The sequence below is a fragment of the Marinobacter caseinilyticus genome (assembly GCF_011074955.1).
GTDB lineage: Bacteria > Pseudomonadota > Gammaproteobacteria > Pseudomonadales > Oleiphilaceae > Marinobacter > Marinobacter caseinilyticus.
In genome coordinates this window covers 264758-283659 of record NZ_WUQJ01000006.1, presented here as the reverse complement: position 1 = coordinate 283659, position 18902 = coordinate 264758, and the positions used below count along the sequence as shown (strand labels likewise).

Genomic DNA, 18902 nt, shown 5'->3' with positions numbered 1-18902 from the left:
CTAACCGAACCAGCCGTGGATAAACCAGCCACCGCCCGCATCTCGAAACAACCAGGCCAATTGACCCGATGGCAGTAGGGCAATGTAGTAATCGCGCTGTACCCGCTCACCATCCCACCAGCCTCCACTGATGCGCTCCGGTCCTGACAGCCAGACACGGGGAGGGCTATGAAGAGTCTGGGGCGAGCGAAGCAGCCAGAGCGGACGATGGGGCAGGTCAGAACCATTGATAACGTCAGGTTTGGCGGTTCTTTCGAGTGTCCGTGGTGCCCAGGCCTTTTCAGGGCGATGGTCTGGATAACACGTCAGGGTGCGGATGGCCTGTTCGCCGAGTCTTGCCTGGAGACGGCTGATGAGTGACTGCCAAGCCTCGTCAGGGCAGGGGCCAGAACCAAGAAGATCAACTGCTGTCGTGTGTTGGCGGGGTATAAAGCGGCTGACCGTCAGTGTCATTGCCTGAGTGGGGGCGTCCAGATTTAATTGCTCGAGCCGTATTCTGGCCAGCGCCAGAAACTCAGTGCTGCGGTGCTCAGGGCCTGCGGTGCGGAGAGCCAGGGAAGTATCCGCACGATTGCGGTGGTGGAAGGACAGGTTCAGGTGGTCGGTATCCTGTTGTCGCCATTGCAAGTCGGCTTCCAGCTCTGCCAGTGCCCGTTGAAGTGGAAATAACAGGCCAGTGCTGTGCTCTATATCGTAGGCAAAGTCTATGCGCTGATAAAAGCGATGGGGTGGCTGCCAGTAAGTTTGGAGGTCAGGGCGTGTTCCCTGTATTTGTTGCAGGCGATGAAGGGTTTCAGGTTCCAGTCGTCGGGCGATGTCATGGCTGGAGAGCTTGAAAACATCGCCGAGGGTGAGCAAGCCCAACTTGGCTAACCGGTTGGTGGCTTTTGCGGATAATCCGGCCATTTCAATGCCCAGGGCTTGCATGTTCCGGGTAAGAATGTCGGCGTCCTCCGTGCATGTGCCGGCATTGGTTTGAGCCAGGCACTGGGCCGCGCCCGGTGTAAGTCCCGTTGCGATCTGTCCCGTGAGCGCCCGGCGCCTGATTTCATGCTCCAGCCTTTGCCATAGGGGCCGGAGGCCGCCATGAAGTCGTTTTAGGCTAGTGACCTCGGCCAATAAACCACTGGGAGGATGCAGACTGATATGGGCGGCTTGCCGATATAGCCAGCGTGCCTGTGCCTCAAGCGCTTGTTGTTCAAACAAGGCATCCATCTCGATGATTGCCAGTTCTGGCACAAGGTTGACTGCGGTTTTAAGCCGCATACCCGGGCGCACGCCACCCTGCTGTGCTTTGGGGCTTGCCTGGTATACGTTACCTTGCCAGCCCTCTGATATCACCAGAGGACGCTGATCATTGGTATCGCGGCTAACGCATTCCAGCAACAGATTTGGAAAATGGATATAAAGCCAGAGCATGATCAGGGCGCGTGTTTGGGGATAGGGGGCTCAGGCCATGGGCCCTTCACCACACAGTTCAGGCTGGCCTCCTGGGTCGGCGCCCGATCAGCCAGGGGCAGCGTGCAGTCGCCCACGGACCCGCCGCCCCGGCACTTCAGAATCCGGATGCTCAACTGTCGGTCACGGGAGGGGGACAACTCCAACCGCAGCGCGGCGGCAGAGCTGTTGCGGGCGGCTTGTGGGTTACGGAACAGAACGCACAACCCACCGCCGGCCTCGGCGGCCAATTGAAGTTTGCGTATATCCCTTGGTTGAAGGTATCCGCACCACGCCATTACCAGTCCGGTGGCAGGTGACCGCAGGCAGTTTTCAAGTGCCCACAGGGTGTCAGCGGTCCGTTGGGTCTGCAGGGTGACGATTTGCGACAGTTGAACGCCTTCGCGAGCCAGAGCCGGGGCGTAAGGCGTGTGTGGCGGGTTTAGCCAAAATACGAACTTATCCTTCTTAGACTGGCGTCGAATCAGAGGCAGCAACAATTGCAGTTCACCGATACCCGCAGCCTCCAGGAAACATTCAGTCAACGCGCCGATCGGCCAGCCGATCCCCTTCAGTTGATGATCCAGGGGTGCATGTCCCGTTAACTCCATGTGTCCGCTGGCTGGGGTGTGGTGTCGAGCCTGCCAGACGCGGGCATCCTGTAGGAGAGTATCGAGTAGTTCTTTCATGGCATTGGCGCTCCCTTAATACTGTTTAAATATACAGTATATCGAGATCAATCGAATTTCAATGGCGGCAGTGGAGACTATTTTCCGGTAAGACTTGATTCGGTTTGTGGTGTGGTTCAGGCTGATTTGATCACTACATAAACGGAGATCTCTGAGGATGGACAAGCTATCAGAACTAGCCTGTGAAGCCTGCCGGGCTGGTGCGCCAAAAGTGTCAGACAGTGAGCAGAATGAATGGCTGCCACAACTACCTGGTTGGGCCATTACCGAGCATAAGGGTGAACAACAGCTGGAACGGGTGTACACCTTTAAAAATTTCGCCGTAGCTTTGGCGTTTGCCAATAAGGTGGGACAACTCGCTGAATCGGAAGGCCACCACCCGGCCATACTGGTGGAGTATGGCAAAGTGACCGTCAACTGGTGGACTCATAAAATTGGAGGGTTGCACAAAAACGATTTCGTGATGGCGGCTCGGACAGATCAGCTATATGAGTGATGGTGTGGGTTCACCGATGCCTTCATGTCGTCGAATAAGATCGCACTGAACATCAGTATTTTCCTCTGCAGCTTCGACAGGCTGAATGATTTGGCTTAGTCTTGTACATGCTGCAATGCGTAGCAGAATTAAATAATTTGGTGAAAAGTGTTGTGTGTGTTTTTCAAAATAAAGACACTCTAATTGACGTTTCACTCTACAGAGGAAAGCAATGTCCTATTTCACGATAGCAGGGGTGCAGATGCATGCCCTGCATCACGGCGACAACACTGAGTCCATGCGTCATCGTATCGAACTTTTGATGTCCCGTTTTCCACAGGTACAGATGGTGATGTTCAGTGAGTTGGTAGCCACTGGCTCGTCTCCCCACCATGCTGAACCAATGCCTAGCAGCAAAGAGAATCTGTTCTGTGAATTGGCACTGCAGCATGGGATCTGGCTGATTCCCGGTTCCATGTTTGAGCGTATTGACGACAAGATCTACAACACGTTGAGTGTGATAAACCCTCAGGGTCATGTGGTTTGCCGTTACCGCAAAATGTTTCCCTTCCGGCCTTATGAGCAGGGGGTTGAAGGTGGCTCTGAGTTTGTAGTTTTCGATGTGCCTGAAATCGGACGTTTTGGCGTGTCCATCTGTTACGACATGTGGTTCCCTGAAACGACGCGCACACTGGCGGCCATGGGAGCAGAAGTGATTTTGCATCCCACAATGACGGATACCATTGACCGGGATATTGAACTGTCCATCGCGCGAACCAACGCGGCGATCAATCAGTGCTATTTCTTTGACATCAATGGTGCCGGTGCCATGGGAAATGGCCGCTCGATAGTGGTCGGACCTTCCGGGGACGTCTTGCACCAATCGGGTATTGGTGATGAGGTGGTGCCCATTGAAATTGATATGCAGCGGGTGCGCCGCGAAAGGGAACGCGGTTTGCGCGGCCTGGGACAACCGCTGAAGAGTTTCCGGGATCGTGATGTGGATTTCTCGTTGTATCGCAGCGAGAACGGCTCAAGTCCTTTCCTTGACAGCCTGGGTCCGTTGGCTAAACCGATAAGGTATGACACCACGGAATCCCAACAGTAACAATCGCCAGGCAATTCCATTGTCGCGGGCAAAGCGGAGTAGAGCATGATGCGCAATCTGCTACAAATACTGCGGCAGCGAATTGCCGATTGGCTTATGCCTGATGCCGGGCAACACCCGGCAGCAGGTAAATCAGAACCCGAGAATGAAGCTGGGCAGGATAGCCGCACTAAAGGAGTGAATGAGATGAGCACAATAAAAAGCATTTCCGATATTCGTCGTTACTTTCACAACAACAAAGAACCGGTTTACTTCATCTCGGCAACAAACTTCAATTTGCTAGGGATAGGCGACTGGGTGGGCAACTTTCGCCACATTAACTACATCAACTGCTTTGATGGCAAACAGAAGAACGTGTTTGTCCCGAAAGAGAAGTTTCCTCGCGATTTCGAAAGCATTGAGGACATCAATAATTACCTGCTTGAACACAAGGAAGTCATTGATTATCTGCAGTCCCGGGGCGGCAAGGGCACTGCGGCGTTCCTGATGTTTGACGAACACACGGAAGAGATCTGTGAGCAGCTTGGTCTGCGCGTGGCTTTTCCGCCCGCCAAGTTGCGCTCGAGAATGGATAACAAGATTGAAACGGTGCGGATCGGTAACAAGGTGGGTGTGCCGAGTGTGCCGAATGTACTGTCCAAAGTGGACAATTACGATCACCTGGTTGAAGTCAGTAAGCCGCTGGGAACAAACGATCTGGTGATCCAGTCGGCCTTTGGTGACTCGGGACACACCACATACTTTGTCTCCAACGAAGACGAATACTACAAATACGCCGAAGAAATTGAAGCCGAGCCTGAAGTCAAGATCATGAAGCGCATCAATTGCCGTGGTTCTGCCATTGAGGCCTGCACCACTCGCTGTGGCACAGTGGTGGGGCCGTTAATGACGGAGTTGGTGGGTTTCAAGACATTAACCCCCTACAAGGGCGGCTGGTGTGGCAATGAGATGTTTGCGGGCGCCTTTACGCAAGAAGTTCGGGACAAGGCCCGGGAATATACCTTCAAGTACGGTGAGGCGTTACGAGAAGAGGGCTATCGAGGCTATTTCGAACTCGACTTCCTGATCGATACCGATTCCGACGAAGTCTATCTTGGGGAACTGAACCCCCGCGTAACGGGTGCCAGCTCACTGACCAACGTGGCGGCGTTCGCACATGCCGATGTGCCTTTGTTCCTGTTCCACTTGCTGGAATTCTCGGATCAGGATTTTGACATTGATATTGAAGAGCTGAACAAGCGCTGGTCTCACCCCGAAAGTATTGATAGCTGGAGCCAGCTTGTTATCAAACACACCGATGAGTCGGTGGATTTACTTACCCAGGCGCCACAGTCGGGGGTTTGGAAAATGGCCAGCGATGGCAGCATCAGTTATGACCATTACAGTTATCACCCCCATGCCGCCGAGAGTGAACAAGAAGCTTTCTTTATGCGCATCAGTGGGGTGGGTGATTTCAGGTATGAAGGAGCCGATCTGGGCATTCTGATTACCCGTGGTCGCCTGATGGACGACGATTTCAACCTTACGCCAAGAGCCAAGGCATGGATTGATGGCATTCGCGGCCAGTTCAGCGGTCAGACTTTGCAGGATCCAGCCGTGGAGGCAGTGGCGGTTAATCACGCCATTGGCGGCGGCAACTTCAAGATCTTGTGAGCAATGGCTTTGTGATGGGTGCTGCGGCGGAGGCCGCACCCCAGGCGAGGCCTGAAGAGGCCGTTGGCATGCAAAAACAAAAACGTCTTGTATTTCAGACGGTCCATGAGCCGGAACCGGGTGAGAAGTGGCGTGGCCTGTTCGATTTGCACTGGTCTGCCTACGAGCGTTGGTACCTGTCGGAAACTGAGCGCGAGCGGCCTAGCTATCTGGCCTGCTACAACGCGCTGCGCACGCACATGCCGGAGTTGGTTCCAACCTATCAGCGGTTGTGTGGCCTGGCCGGTGGTGGTGATATCGCCTCACGCATGCTCAGTCTGTACCGGCCGCCTCCTTACATTACCGGGTGTTCCCAGGCCGTTATGGCCAACGCGCGGAGCAATGTGTTGGTGCGCAACTACGATTATCCGCCGGAACTGTGCGAGGGCACCATTCTGTCGACTTGCTGGAATGGCCGCCGGGTTATTGCGATGTCTGACTGTCTTTGGGGCGTGCTTGATGGCATCAACGACGTCGGTCTGTCCGTGTCACTCGCCTTTGGTGGCCGTAAAGCCGTGGGTGATGGCTTTGGTGCGCCCATTATCCTGCGCTACATTCTTGAGTTCTGTGAAACCACTCACGAGGCCTCCGAGGTGCTGGCGCGAGTGCCAACGCATATGGCCTACAACATCACTGTCAACGACTCCCTGGGTCGTTATGTGACAGCAATGATTGGGCCGGACCGGCCCGCCACGATCAAGCGCATTCCTGTTGCAACCAATCATCAGAAGAAAATTGAATGGTACGCTCACGCCTTGGCATCGGAGACCATTATTCGGGAACGACAGCTGTCGATCCTGATTGATGACGAAGAAACCACGGAGGATCGGCTGGTCTCGGCATTTTTCTCGCCCCCCCTGTTTCGAAGCGATTACAAGCGTGGATTGGGCACGATTTACACAGCGGTCTATCATCCTAATGAAGGTCGGGCTCAGTACCATTGGGCGGATCATACACTGGATGTGTCTTTTGACCATTTTGAAGAGACCGCGATGGATATTCGTTACACCAGCTATGCTGACAAAGTGAAATGACCTTGGCCGCTGGATAGAACTACTACTTCGCTGGGATCATTGCCTGCGTGTCAGTCTTGGTCACCGGCTCCGTCAAAGATTTCGGAATGGTGGGTAATAAAACAATGAGCGAAATTACGGAATCAGATACGGCATACACCGCGCTGGGTTTTTACCACAAAATTTCCCAGCTGCGAGCGGATACCTGGAACGCTTTGAAGCGTGATTTGGGGCGCCTGGTTAAGACCACGGATGAAAGTAAAATCCGTACCCTGGTCAAATCCGTGGATATCAAGCTGACACGCCTTGAAATCATAGAGGACTACCACGCTTTCCCTTCGAAAGAGGATTTTCATCACGTCTGGGCCTTGTTTGATGGTGGTGAATATTTGCTCCTCGAGAAGGTGGTTAAGCGCCTTGTCCGAGCGTTAATCAGTGAGTCCTACCGTCGCCGTCACGTCGACCTGAGCGGTAACGACACAGAATCTGAAGACATGGAGGCGCTGGATGCCTTGGCTCAGTTGCGACGCGGCCACCCGGCGTCCAACAGTTCCTCTCAGCCTTACTTTGAACTGCTGATCGTTGATGCTATGTCGTTGCAGGAAGAAGAGGTGGTTCGGGAAGCCTTCCACAGTTTGCGACGCCCGGAAGACAAATTTATTTATGACGTGGTGACGGTCCGGAGTTTTGAGGACGCCCTGATCGCCATTCTGGTGAACCCCAATATTCAGGCCTGCCTGATTCGTTACGAGTTTCCCTACAAGTCAAAATACAACTTAAGCGCCCTCCGTAACTATCTGGAGGGCCTGTCCGAAATTGAGATGGGAGACAAAAGCGAGGCGGAGCGGAGTTTGCTGCTGGGCTCCATGATTCGCGAAATCCGTCCTGAAATCGACCAGTTCCTGGTCACCAGCGGTGATGTTGAGGTGACGGCGAGCCGTGACATCCGCCACTTCAATCGTATTTTTTACCGGGAAACGGATTATATCGAGCAACACCACACGATTATGCGGGCCATCGAGAACCGCTATCGGACCCCGTTTTTTGATGCCCTCCGCGAATACAGTCGTAAGCCGACGGGTGTGTTCCATGCCATGCCTATTTCCAGAGGTAAGTCAGTCACGCGCTCCCATTGGGCGGGTCACATGATTGATTTTTACGGCATCAACATATTTCTGGCTGAAACCTCGGCAACCTCCGGTGGTCTGGACTCCTTGTTGCAGCCCTATGGGCCCATCAAGAAAGCTCAGGAATACGCGGCGCGGGCGTTTGGCTCAAGGCAGAGCTTTTTTGTGACGAACGGGACCTCGACGGCCAATAAAATCGTCTTGCAGGCGCTGGTTAAGCCTCACGACATCGTGCTCGTCGACCGTGACTGCCATAAATCCCATCACTACGGCATGGTCTTGGCGGGCGCCCATGTGGTCTATCTGGATTCTTACCCGCTCAATGACTACTCCATGTATGGCGCGGTGCCGCTGCGGGAGATCAAGAAAGCACTGCTCAAGCTGAAGCGAAGCGGGCAGCTTGATAAAGTGAAAATGCTGCTGCTGACCAATTGCACGTTCGATGGCGTGGTCTATAACGTTCGTCGAGTTATGGAAGAGTGCCTCGCGATTAAACCAGACCTGGTGTTTTTGTGGGATGAGGCCTGGTTTGCCTTTGCGACCTTTAACCCGACCTATCGACCGCGCACGGCCATGCATGCGGCCCGCACCTTACGGGATCGCTACCGGACAGAGGCTTACCAGAAAGAGTACGCAGCCTGGAAAGAGGCATTTGATCAACTGGACCCGGATGACGACGCCACCTGGCTGGATAATCCGTTGTTGCCCGATCCGGAAACCCAGCGTGTGCGCGTTTACGCCACTCATTCCACCCACAAGACGCTGACATCGCTGCGGCAGGGGTCGATGATCCATGTCTATGATCAGGATTTCCGTCAGAAGGTTGAGGCGCCTTTCCACGAAGCCTATATGACCCACACCTCAACATCGCCAAATTATCAGATTGTGGCGTCCCTGGACGTGGGGCGTATGCAGGCCGAGATGGAAGGTTTCGAGTTGGTCCATGCGCAAGTCGAGGCTGCCTTGTCGCTTCGGGAACAGCTCTACACCAACCCGCTTTTGATGAAATATTTTGAGGTATTGGTCAATAAGGACATGATTCCGATTGAATATCGGCAATCCGGAGTGGACACTTTTTACGATCCGGTCAGTGGCTGGAATAAAATGGAGGAGGCCTGGGCCCATGATGAATTCGTCATTGACCCAAGCCGAATCACCATGGCGATCGGTAAAACCGGGATTGATGGCGATACTTTCAAGAACGAATATCTGATGAATCAGTATGGCATTCAGATCAACAAGACTTCGCGCAATACTGTTTTGTTCATGACCAATATTGGCACCACCCGAGGGTCCATCGCGTATTTGCTGGACGTTCTGATCAAGCTTGCTAAAAGCTTTGACCGCCGCTGGGAGGAAAGCAGTCGACCGGAGCGTAAGATTATCGAACACCATGTTAAGTCGCTTACTCAGGATTTACCGCCGCTGCCAGACTTTAGCCGGTTTCATGAAGCTTTCCGGCCGCATCCGAACTCCATGGCAGGCGATATTCGCCGGGCGTACTTTTTGAGCTACGACGAGGACAACACCGAATACCTGAGGTTTGATAACGAGGAGCTGCAAGGGCAAATGGAGCAAGGCCGTGATGCGGTTTCGGCCAGCTTTGTTATTCCTTACCCTCCAGGCTTTCCGGTGCTGGTGCCTGGCCAGGTGGTGAGTGACGAAATCCTTGATTTCCTGCAAGCACTCGACGTAACCGAAATTCATGGTTACCGCCCCGAGTTGGGCCTGCTGGTCTTTACAGAGGACGCCCTGAAGGCAACCGGCGAATGTATCGACTGAGGGGCTAAGCCCGACCTCTGTAAAACGCGGGCGAGTGGCTCTGTGAAGTCACTCGCCACGTCGTAACGGGTATCAAGATACGCTATTATGTCCGCCGTTTTCGGCGCCGGCATCAAACAGGCTGGGCCTTTTTTCAGTGCAAGAGGGCAAAGTCTCCATGGAGCATACCTATCGGCTGGTTATTTCCTGCCCTGACCGGGTCGGAATCGTCGCCAAAGTCAGTAATTTCCTGACCACCTATAACGGCTGGATTACTGAGGCAAGTCATCACTCGGACAGCCCCGCAGGCTGGTTCTTCATGCGTCATGAAATCAAAGCCAGCTCAATCCCGTTCGGGCTTGACCAGTTTCGGGCCGCGTTTGAACCTATTGCCCGTGAGTTCGATATGAGCTGGCATGTGGCGGACTCGGCCAAACCGAAGCGCGTGGTGTTGATGTGCAGCAAGGAATCCCACTGCGTCGCGGACTTGCTGCATCGCTGGCACAGCAAAGAACTTAATACTGAAATTGTCGCGGTCATCTCGAATCATGATGATCTACGGCGCATGGTAGATTGGCACCATATTCCCTACCACCACGTTCCAGTGTCGAAAGACACTCGCGAAGCCGCGTTTGCTGAAATTGGCGCCCTGATCGATGGCTATGACACGGATGTCATCGTACTGGCCCGGTATATGCAGATACTGCCGCCAGAACTGTGTGAGCGCTACTCTGGAAGGGTCATTAATATTCATCACAGCTTTTTGCCCTCGTTTGCCGGCGCCCGGCCTTACCATCAGGCTTACAGCCGTGGTGTAAAGCTGATCGGGGCAACCTGTCACTATGTGACGCAGGATCTGGACGAAGGCCCGATTATTGAACAGGACGTTATCCGGGTAAATCACAGCGATTCCATCGAAGACATGGTTCGACTGGGTAAGGACGTTGAAAAAAATGTGCTGGCACGTGGACTGCGGGCCCACATCGAAGACCGGGTTATCACCTATGAAAATAAGACGGTGGTATTCGGGTGATTCCCGTGCATTGTTTGCCGTTTCCAAAGCCACACTTTACTGCTCCGATTGTGGTAGTATTGTCCACTTGTTAATGGCCGGCGTAAGAGGTCGTGCCGGAACTCTTTTTACCTGAATTCAGGAAGCGTTCCGACACCGCTTGTCCCGCCTGTACAGTAAGTGAGCGGCCTGACTGCTCGATAAAAACGACGACTTCCAGCAAACGCAAAGGAACCTTTCTCGATGGGTGAATTAGCCAAAGAGATCCTGCCGGTAAATATTGAAGACGAGCTTAAACAGTCCTACCTCGACTACGCCATGAGCGTTATCGTCGGGCGGGCACTGCCGGATGTGCGGGACGGCCTTAAGCCGGTTCACCGTCGCGTCCTGTTTGCAATGTCCGAGCTCAATAATGACTGGAACAAAGCCTACAAAAAATCCGCGCGTGTCGTAGGCGACGTTATCGGTAAATATCACCCACACGGCGACTCGGCTGTCTACGACACCATTGTCCGTATGGCTCAGCCATTTTCACTGCGCTACCCGCTGGTGGATGGCCAGGGTAACTTCGGTTCCATCGACGGCGATAACGCCGCCGCCATGCGATACACCGAAATTCGCATGAAGAAGATCGCGCATTCCCTGTTGGCGGATCTGGAAAAAGAAACCGTCGATTTTGTGCCTAACTACGACGGCACAGAACAGATTCCGGAAGTGATGCCAACGCGCGTACCCAACCTGCTGGTTAACGGCTCGTCCGGTATCGCGGTGGGGATGGCAACGAATATTCCGCCCCATAACCTGACCGAGATCGTGAGCGGCTGTCTGGCGTTGATCGACAATCCCGACATGACAATCGACGAGCTGATGGAATATATCCCGGGGCCGGATTTCCCAACCGAGGGCATCATTAACGGTCGCGCGGGCATTGTTGAAGCCTATCGTACGGGTCGGGGCCGTATCTATATTCGTGCCCGTCATGAAATTGAGCACGACAATAAGACCGGCCGTGATGCCATCATCATTACCGAGCTGCCTTATCAGCTGAATAAATCCCGGTTGATCGAAAAAATTGCCGAGTTGGTAAAAGAAAAGCGGCTTGAGGGCATCACCGAGCTCCGCGACGAGTCTAACAAAGAAGGTATCCGGGTAGTCATTGAGCTGCGTCGGGGTGAAAACCCGGACGTCATCATCAACAACATGTTTGCCCATACCCAGCTGCAGACGGTATTTGGTATCAACATGGTCGCCCTGATCGATGGCGAGCCCCGGATACTGAACCTGAAGGAAATGTTGGATGCCTTTGTCCGTCACCGTCGGGAAGTAGTGACGCGCAGAACCATTTTTGAACTGCGAAAGGCGCGCGAGCGGGGCCATATCCTTGAAGGTTTGTCCGTTGCGCTGGCGAACATTGATGAAATTATTGACCTGATCAAACAGTCGCCGTCGTCTGCCGAAGCGAAAGAGAAATTAATCGCTCAAGGCTGGTCCTCCGGTGGCGTGATGGCCATGCTGGAAAAAGCGGGTGAAGACGCCTGTCGTCCCGATGACCTGCCTGAAATTTACGGTCTTCGTGATGGTCTTTACTATCTGTCCCCCGAGCAGGCGCAAGCGATTCTGGATCTGCGTTTGCACCGTCTGACCGGCCTGGAGACAGAAAAGCTTCAAAACGAATACCGGGATATTGTTGAGAAAATTGCAGATCTTCTCGACATTCTGGGCGATCCAGAGCGACTGCTTCAGGTAATTCGTGATGAACTGCAAGCCGTCGTCGAAGAATATGGCGATGAGCGTCGTACGGAGATTACCAGCTCCAAGCGCGATTTGACGATTGCCGACCTTATCGACGAAGAAGATCTGGTGGTGACCATATCTCACGGTGGGTATGCTAAAACCCAGGCTATCGAGGACTATCAGTCTCAGCGCCGGGGTGGCCGGGGTAAGGCCTCAACGTCGATGAAAGAAGAAGACTTCATTGAAAAACTGTTGGTAGCCAATTCGCACGACACCATTTTGTGTTTTACCAGCCGTGGCAAGGTCTATTGGTTGCGGGTATTTGAAATCCCCAGGGCCAGCAGAGCTTCCCGCGGACGTCCAATGGTCAATATCCTGCCATTGGAAGAAGGCGAGCGCGTGACAACGTTCCTGCCGGTTCGAGATTATCCGGAAGGTCATTTTGTATTGATGGCCACGTCAGCCGGTATTGTTAAGAAAACACCGTTGCCCAACTTCTCACGTCCAAGAAGTAGTGGTTTGATTGCCTTGTCGCTTGATGAGGGCGACACCCTGATCGGTGCCGCCATCACCGAGGGTGATGCCGAGGTTATGCTGTTCTCCACCGCCGGCAAAGCCGTACGCTTTAGCGAAGATGCTATCCGCCCCCTCAGCCGGACGGCTCGTGGTGTTCGGGGCATTCGGATGCCGGAAGGGCATCGGGTGGTGTCGCTTATCATCCCGCAAGAAGAGGGTGTGCTGTTGGTCGCCAGTGAAAATGGTTATGGCAAACGAACCCAGTTTGATGAGTTTCCGACCTACGGCCGTGGCAGTCAGGGTGTTATTGCCATGCAGTGCTCCGACCGGAACGGGAATCTGGTGACTGCGCTGCAAATGTTTGATGGCGATGAGATGATGCTGATCTCGGACAAGGGTACGCTGGTTCGTACCCGGACCGATGAGGTATCGATATTGAGCCGCAACACGCAGGGCGTGCGACTGATTAAACTGAGCCAGGAAGATGAACGTCTGGTCGGTGTCGAGCGCATCGCGGACTCCGGTGACTCGGATGAAGACGTCGATGTTGGTGATGTCGATGTTGCCGGGCTGGACGCTGCCGATGAAGGTCGGGGCGAAGGCGACGGCAGTAGCGACGTGGCCGGAGACACTGGCGAAGAATAAGCCAGTCATCGGCGTTCGGTATTCCTCTGCCCCTCGCGAGTGGCGGGCAGAGTGGGTGCCAGATAGAAGGGCAATCACAAGAGATCAGGTGGAATGACCAGGGCGTATAATTTTTGTGCAGGTCCGGCAATTCTGCCGGAGAGCGTACTTCAGCAGGCACGTGATGAAATGCTGGATTGGCGTGGGACAGGCATGTCGGTGATGGAAATGAGTCACCGTAGCGACGAGTTTGTTGAAATCGCCGAAACGGCTGAGCAAGATTTCCGTGAGCTTGCGGGCGTGCCAGACGACTACGCCGTGCTCTTCATGCAGGGCGGTGCCAGCAGTCAATTTGCGACCATACCGCTGAACCTGTTGGGCGATAGATCCTCAGCGGATTATGTTAATACCGGTATATGGTCAAAAAAAGCCATTGCAGAGGCGAGCCGATACGCCAATGTAAATGTTGTCGCCAGTAGCGAAGGCAATGGCTTTACCACAATTCCTGACCCCTCCGACTGGCAGTGCGACCCGACCGCGGCCTACCTGCATTACACCCCGAATGAAACCATCGGTGGTCTGGAATTTGATTTCGTGCCTGATGCCGGCTCCGTGCCGTTGGTAGCGGACATGTCATCGACGATCCTGTCGCGTCCGCTGGATGTGTCCAGGTTTGGCGTCATTTACGCCGGTGCCCAGAAAAATATCGGGCCGTCAGGTTTGGTTGTGGTGGTGGTCCGCAAAGATTTGCTGGGTCATGCCCGCAAAGACATTCCAACCATGATGGATTACAAAGTCACCGCCGATAATGGTTCGATGTATAACACGCCGTCCACATACTCATGGTATCTGGCCGGATTGGTTTTTCAGTGGCTTAAAAGCCAGGGTGGCGTGGAATCGATTGGCAGGATCAATGCGCGTAAGGCCGAAAAGCTTTACGGCTATATTGATCAAAGCGCCTTTTACGCCAACCCCATTACTCCGAGATTCCGGTCCTGGATGAACGTGCCGTTCACGCTGGCGGACGAGGGGTTGAATCGTGCCTTCCTGGATGGCGCCGAGCAGCGGCAGTTACTGAACCTGAAGGGCCATCGATCGGTTGGCGGTATGAGAGCCAGCATCTACAACGCGATGCCCGAGGCGGGTGTGGACGCATTGATTGATTATATGACCGTGTTCGAGAGGGAGCGGGCTTGACCATGACTGATGAGCAGACTCGGCTAAGCGAGTTGCGAGAGGAAATCGACCAACTCGATCGCCAGATTATGGATCTTATCAGCGCCCGGGCCCGGTGCGCTCAGGAAGTGGCCGCCGTGAAAACGGCTGCACACCCAGGCGAAGACGTATTTTTCTATCGTCCCGAGCGTGAAGCCCAGGTGTTGCGCCGTATCAAGGAGCAGAACCCGGGACCGCTTTCCGGTGAAGAGATGGCACGGTTGTTTCGGGAAGTGATGTCGGCCTGCCTGTCGTTGGAAAAGCCCATGCACATTGCATTTTTGGGCCCGGCAGGCACCTTTACCCAGTCTGCAGCACTGAAGCACTTTGGTCACTCCGTGGTGAGCGTGCCACTGCCGGCTATTGACGCCGTTTTTCGAGAAGTTGAATCAGGCGCCGCGCACTACGGTGTGGTGCCGGTGGAGAACTCGACCGAAGGTATGATCAACCATACCCTGGATATGTTCATGTCCTCCCCGTTGAAAATCTGCGGTGAAGTCCAGTTGCGTATTCACCATCATCTGTTGTGCGCACCCGGTACGGATGAACAGGCTATTTCCCGCATTTATTCGCACCAGCAGTCGTTTGCGCAGTGCCGTCAATGGCTGGACGCCCATCGCTATGGCATTGAGCGGGTTGCTGTCAGCAGTAATGCCGAAGCTGCACGCCGTGCGGCGGAAGAGCCTGGTACTGCCGCCATCGCAGGTGACATGGCCGAAGAACTGTATGGTCTGCAGAAGCTGGCCAACAGTATCGAGGATCGGCCCGACAACACCACGCGCTTTCTCATTATTGGCCGTGAGGCGGTCAGTGTCAGCGGGCACGACAAATCGTCCATTCTTGTGTCCATGCGCAACAAACCTGGCGCTTTGTACCAACTGCTTGAGCCGTTTCACCGCCATGGCCTGAGCCTGACCCGGATCGAAACCCGGCCATCGCCAAGTGGTACGTGGGCGTATGTTTTTTACATCGATTTCGAGGGACACATGGATGATCCGAAAGTGAGTAAGGTGCTTGCTGAAATTGATGAAGAGGCTGTTGAGTTAAAACGGCTGGGTTCCTACCCCGTTGGCGTGCTCTAACGGGTCATAATTCTCAGGTCAAACTCTTAGAACGGTTGGTGGACCAACGACGGGGATGCACTCTATGTCGATCGATTATCAGACCCTGGCGGTAGAGGGCGTGCAGGGTTTAATGCCTTACCAACCCGGAAAGCCCATTGATGAGCTGGCCCGGGAGCTGGGGCTGGATCCGGCCGGAATCGTAAAGCTGGCGAGCAATGAAAATCCCTTGGGCCCCAGCTCTTTGGCGCTGAGCGCGGCGCAAAAAGCGCTGGGTGATCTGTGTCGTTACCCCGATGGCAACGGCTTTGCTCTCAAGGCAAAGCTGTCTCAAAAGCTGGGCCTGAAACCGGCGCAAGTGACACTGGGGAATGGCTCCAACGATATTCTGGAAATCATTGCCCGCAGTTTCGCAGACAATACAGCCGAGATTATTTACTCCCAGTACGCCTTTGCTGTTTATCCGCTGGTGACCCGTGCCATCGGTGCGAAGGGTGTTGAGGTACCGGCTCGTGACTGGGGCCACGACCTGAGCGCCATGGCTTCGGCGGTCACTGACAAAACGCGACTGATTTTCGTTGCGAACCCCAATAATCCGACAGGAACTGCTCACAGTCTTGAGGCAGTGGAGCGGTTTCTGGCCAGCGTGCCGGAGCGCGTCATCGTGGTGCTTGATGAGGCCTATTGCGAATACCTTGATGTAAGCGATTACTACACCAGTATCCAGTGGTTGAATCATTATCCCAACCTGATCGTGTCGCGAACTTTTTCAAAGGCCTGGGGCCTAGCCGGATTGCGCGTGGGGTATTGCCTCGCTTCGGCTGCGGTCACCGATATTCTGAACCGTGTTCGTCAGCCATTTAATGTTGATTCCATTGCTTTGGCGGCGGCAACGGCGGTGTTGGATGATGAGGACTACCTGGCTCGGTCACGGCAGGTCAATGCGAGCGGCCTGAAGCAGCTGGCCGCCGGCTTGGAGGCACTGGGCTTACGCTACATTCCATCGTCCGGTAATTTTATCGCGGTGGAAGTGGGCCCAGAAGCGCCGGCTGTGTTTGAGCGTTTGTTGGCCCAGGGCGTGATTGTGAGGCCCATTGCCGGCTATGGCATGCCAGAGCACCTGCGTGTATCGGTGGGTCTGCCGGCGGAAAATCAGCGGTTTCTGGATGCGCTGAGCAAAGCACTGCACGGCAGTCGCCAGGACTCCGCTAATGGTTGACCAGGAGCCCTTATTCGAGCGAGTGGCCATCATTGGGCTGGGGTTGATCGGCGGTTCTTTGGCCAGCGCCATTAAAAAAAACGGGCTTGCCCGTGTTGTCGTTGGCGCCGATCAGCATCCTGAGGAGTTGTCCCAGGGTTTGAAGGCCGGGGTCGTGGATGAGGCTGCGGGTTCGGTCGCAGAAGCTGTTCGTGGCGCCGATCTTGTGGTGATGGCGGTGCCGGTGCGGGCGACGGAGTCGGTACTTCGTGAGGTCCAGCCCTGGCTTGAGAAAAGCGCCTTGTTGACGGACGTGGGCAGCACCAAAGCGAGTTTCGTGACGGCTGTTGAAGCGGTGTTCGGCGAACACTTACCGGCGGTCATCCCCGGTCACCCAATTGCCGGTTCCGAGAAAAGCGGTATTGCCGCAGCAGACCCAGATTTGTTCGCCAATCATAAGGTGATCCTGACGCCGCCCGAAGATGTGAATCCAGACCATCTTCAAAAACTCAGTGCGCTGTGGGAAGGCTGTGGAGCTCGTGTTCTTACAATGCCGGTGGCTTACCATGACGAAGTGCTGGCGGCCACCAGTCACTTGCCGCATCTGATCGCTTTTTCGCTGGTGGATACATTGGCGGGCGAAGACGAAAATCTGGACATTTTTCGCTATGCGGCGGGCGGATTTAGGGACTTTACCCGCATCGCTGCCAGCGATCCTGTCATGTGGCACGATATCTTTTTGTCCAATCAACAGGCAGTTCTGCGGGTAATCGACCACTTTACCCATGATCTGGACCAGCTTAGAACGGCGATCGCCGAACAGGATGGGGCAACCTTGCTCCGTGTTTTCAGCCGTGCCAAAGCGGCGCGGGAACATTTCTCAAAAATGCTTTCAGGGCAGGCCTTCGTGACGAACACAAACCAGACTCAGGTAACCTTTAAACTCCAGCCAGGCGGCCAAGTAACCGGTGATATCCGCGTGCCGGGTGACAAGTCCATTTCCCATCGTTCGATCATGCTGGGAGCGCTGGCAGACGGGATCACCGAAGTTAAGGGATTTCTCGAAGGCGAGGACAGTCTCGCGACGCTTCAGGCATTTCGGGATATGGGTGTTGCAATTGAGGGGCCCGATAACGGTTTTGTCCGTATCCATGGGGTTGGCATCGATGGCTTGCAGGCACCCCGGGGGCCGTTGTACCTGGGTAATTCAGGCACTGCCATGCGCCTGTTTACGGGGCTGCTGGCCGCGCAGGCCTTTGACTCCGAGTTGACGGGTGACGAGAGTTTGTCAAAGCGACCGATGGGGCGGGTGGCTGACCCTTTGCGCACCATGGGTGCGCTCATCGATACCGCCGACGGTGGCCGGCCACCCCTGAAAATTCGCGGCGGTCAGGCATTGAAGGCTATTCATTATGACATGCCAGTTGCCAGTGCACAGGTGAAATCCTGCCTGTTATTGGCGGGGCTGTATGCCGAAGGGGTGACCTCAGTCACCGAGCCGGCACCAACCCGGGATCATACTGAACGCATGCTCGCGGGCTTTGGCTATCCGGTGACCAGGAAGGGTGCCACGGCATCGTTAACCGGCGGGGCTCGCCTGTCTGCCAGCACCATTGATGTACCCGCTGACATTTCGTCCGCGGCCTTTTTCCTGGTGGCCGCCAGTATTGCGGAAGGATCGGACCTGACATTAAGACATGTGGGTATGAATCCAACGCGTGTTGGCGTGATCAACATTCTGCGTTTGATGGGCGCCCGGATTGATGTGAGCAATGAGCGTGAGGTCGGTGGTGAGCCCGTTGCAGATTTGCGGGTTCGGTCAGCGACCTTGCGGGGCATCGACATTCCGGAGAGTGAGGTGCCGTTGGCGATTGACGAGTTTCCGGTGCTGTTTATTGCAGCGACCTGCGCCAAGGGCGAGACCGTTCTGCGGGGAGCCGAAGAATTACGGGTCAAAGAGAGCGACCGTATTCAGGTGATGGCGGATGGTTTGAGCCAGTTGGGTGTTCAGACAACCGTAACCCCCGATGGCATTGTCATCCCGGGAGGCCAAACGCTCGGCGGCGGTAAAGTTGATAGCCATGGTGACCACCGCATTGCGATGGCTTTTGCCGTGGCATCGCTTCGGGCCAGCGGACCCATTGAAATCAGTGACTGCGCCAATGTGGCAACGTCTTTTCCCGGGTTTGTGGCGTTGGCTCAGGAAACCGGGTTCCAGATATCGGTCGAGGGAGCGTGAG

The 18902-nt window shown here is 54.7% G+C and carries 13 protein-coding genes; 11 read left to right on the top strand and 2 right to left on the bottom strand.

The window, feature by feature from the left end:
- Together GRX64_RS03520 and imuA are read right to left on the bottom strand one after the other, a co-directional pair.
- Complete coding sequence (locus GRX64_RS03520; RefSeq protein ID WP_166263799.1) at positions 1–1419, bottom strand: Y-family DNA polymerase; 1419 nt, start codon at positions 1417–1419, stop codon at positions 1–3.
- A 2-nt stretch (positions 1420–1421) separates the two neighbouring features.
- Positions 1422–2126 carry a translesion DNA synthesis-associated protein ImuA gene (gene imuA / locus GRX64_RS03515; protein WP_166263798.1) on the bottom strand — a complete coding sequence of 235 codons (705 nt, stop codon included), beginning with the start codon at positions 2124–2126 and terminating at the stop codon, positions 1422–1424.
- A gap of 157 nt (positions 2127–2283) precedes the next feature.
- Here imuA and GRX64_RS03510 point away from each other — a divergent pair, with 157 nt between their 5' ends.
- The 11 genes from GRX64_RS03510 to GRX64_RS03460 all read left to right on the top strand — a co-directional run bounded on the left by GRX64_RS03510 (position 2284) and on the right by GRX64_RS03460 (position 18901).
- On the top strand, positions 2284–2622 hold the full coding sequence (locus GRX64_RS03510; protein WP_166263797.1) for a 4a-hydroxytetrahydrobiopterin dehydratase: 339 nt from the start codon (positions 2284–2286) through the stop codon (positions 2620–2622).
- A gap of 211 nt (positions 2623–2833) precedes the next feature.
- Positions 2834–3709 carry a carbon-nitrogen hydrolase family protein gene (locus GRX64_RS03505; RefSeq protein ID WP_166263796.1) on the top strand — a complete coding sequence of 292 codons (876 nt, stop codon included), beginning with the start codon at positions 2834–2836 and terminating at the stop codon, positions 3707–3709.
- Positions 3710–3895: 186 nt separating this feature from the next.
- Positions 3896–5362, top strand: coding sequence for a biotin carboxylase (locus GRX64_RS03500; protein WP_166263795.1), 1467 nt, complete (start codon positions 3896–3898; stop codon positions 5360–5362).
- A 68-nt stretch (positions 5363–5430) separates the two neighbouring features.
- A complete protein-coding gene (locus tag GRX64_RS03495) occupies positions 5431–6435 on the top strand; it encodes a C45 family autoproteolytic acyltransferase/hydrolase (protein WP_166263794.1) in 1005 nt (334 codons plus the stop codon).
- A gap of 104 nt (positions 6436–6539) precedes the next feature.
- Entirely contained in the window at positions 6540–9323 is a 2784-nt protein-coding gene (locus GRX64_RS03490; RefSeq protein WP_166263793.1) for an aminotransferase class I/II-fold pyridoxal phosphate-dependent enzyme, read from the top strand.
- A gap of 157 nt (positions 9324–9480) precedes the next feature.
- Entirely contained in the window at positions 9481–10335 is an 855-nt protein-coding gene (purU, locus tag GRX64_RS03485; RefSeq protein WP_166263792.1) for a formyltetrahydrofolate deformylase, read from the top strand.
- 222 nt (positions 10336–10557) lie between these two features.
- Positions 10558–13209 carry a DNA gyrase subunit A gene (gyrA, locus tag GRX64_RS03480; RefSeq protein ID WP_166263791.1) on the top strand — a complete coding sequence of 884 codons (2652 nt, stop codon included), beginning with the start codon at positions 10558–10560 and terminating at the stop codon, positions 13207–13209.
- A 93-nt stretch (positions 13210–13302) separates the two neighbouring features.
- The gene (serC, locus tag GRX64_RS03475; protein ID WP_166263790.1) at positions 13303–14385 is read left to right on the top strand and encodes a 3-phosphoserine/phosphohydroxythreonine transaminase; all 1083 of its coding nucleotides are present in this window, start codon (positions 13303–13305) and stop codon (positions 14383–14385) included.
- A 2-nt stretch (positions 14386–14387) separates the two neighbouring features.
- Entirely contained in the window at positions 14388–15485 is a 1098-nt protein-coding gene (gene pheA / locus GRX64_RS03470) for a prephenate dehydratase (RefSeq protein WP_166263789.1), read from the top strand.
- Between the two features lie 64 nt (positions 15486–15549).
- On the top strand, positions 15550–16683 hold the full coding sequence (gene hisC / locus GRX64_RS03465) for a histidinol-phosphate transaminase (RefSeq protein ID WP_166263788.1): 1134 nt from the start codon (positions 15550–15552) through the stop codon (positions 16681–16683).
- Positions 16676–18901 (top strand): bifunctional prephenate dehydrogenase/3-phosphoshikimate 1-carboxyvinyltransferase, encoded by a 2226-nt coding sequence (locus GRX64_RS03460; RefSeq protein WP_166263787.1) that lies wholly within the window; start codon positions 16676–16678, stop codon positions 18899–18901. Before hisC ends, GRX64_RS03460 begins: the two co-directional genes overlap by 8 nt.
- Position 18902: the final 1 nt, after the last annotated feature.